At 75.3% G+C, this 1,073-nt stretch carries 1 protein-coding gene; it reads left to right on the top strand.

What is annotated here, in order from left to right:
• Positions 1-23: 23 nt before the first annotated feature.
• A complete protein-coding gene (locus ACIQOV_RS42640) occupies positions 24-1,013 on the top strand; it encodes a MerR family transcriptional regulator (RefSeq protein WP_401056665.1) in 990 nt (329 codons plus the stop codon).
• Positions 1,014-1,073 lie beyond the last annotated feature (60 nt).

Below are 1,073 nucleotides of genomic sequence, written 5' to 3'. Positions count from 1 at the left end.
GGGGGAGGTAGCAGGGTGGTGCCATGAACGGCGACACGACGTACACCATCGGTGAGCTGGCCCGACGGACGGGGCTGACGGTCAAGACCGTCCGCTTCTACTCGAACCAGGGGATCGTGCCGCCGGCCGACCGCAACCCGGCCGGCCACCGGCGGTACGGTGCCGACGCCGTCGCCCGCCTGGAACTGGTCCGCACCCTGCGGGAGCTCGGGCTCGGACTGCCCGCGATCCGGCGGGTGGTGGAGCGCGAACTGACACCGGCCGATGTCGCCGCCGCGCAGGCGGAGGCGATCGACGTCCAGATCCGGGTGCTGCGACTGCGGCGGGCCGTGCTCGGGACGGTGGCCAGGCTCGGCTCGACGCCTGAGGAGTTGACGCTCGTGCACCAGTTGGCCCGGCTCACGGAGGACGAACGGGGACACCTGATCGGGGAGTTCCTGGCGGGGGTGTTCGGCAGGATCGGGGGCGGCGGGACAGGGGGCGGTGGGATCGGGAACGGCGGGCGGTTCGCCGCCGTGGCGCGCTCGTTGACGCCGGAGCTGCCGGAGGAACCGTCGGTCGAACAGGTCGAGGCCTGGGTGGAGTTGGCGCGGCTGGCGGGGGACACCGGGTTCCGGGCGCTGCTGCGCGGGCTCGCCGAGGCCGAGGCGGCCGAGGCGGAAGCGGCGGAGGGGGTGGCCGGGGCGGTGCGGACCGCTGCGCATGTGCCGAGGCCCGGACTGGCCGTGGCAGTGAGGGAGTTGGCCGGACCGGCGGTCGCGGCCGGGGTGGAGCCGGAGTCGGTGGAGGCGGCGGCCGTCGTCGCGGAGTTGGTGGAGCGGTACGGGCGGTGGTGCGCGGGGGCGGTGCCGGGAGATGCCGGGGCGCTGCGTGACCGTTTGGCGGAGCGGCTGGGGGCGATGGCCGATCCGCGGCGGGAGCGGTACCTGGAGCTGCTGGCGGTGGTCAACGGATGGGTTGCACCGGAGAGTTGGGCGGCCGAGGTGAACTGGGCGGTGCGCGCCGTGGCGTGAGCCGGTGCGGGGGTCGGGGGCGCGTGACGGGGGGTGCGGATGCGGCTGGGGGTGCCGGAG

This window comes from Kitasatospora sp. NPDC091257, from assembly GCF_044757675.1.
Classification (GTDB): Bacteria; Actinomycetota; Actinomycetes; order Streptomycetales; family Streptomycetaceae; genus Kitasatospora; species Kitasatospora lactacystinica.
This window is presented reverse-complemented; position numbering and strand designations above follow the sequence as displayed.

Excerpts from the sequence above, each read along its gene's own strand:
- ACIQOV_RS42640 (WP_401056665.1), top strand. The coding sequence starts at position 24 with ATGAACGGCGACACGACGTACACCATCGGTGAGCTGGCCCGACGGACG.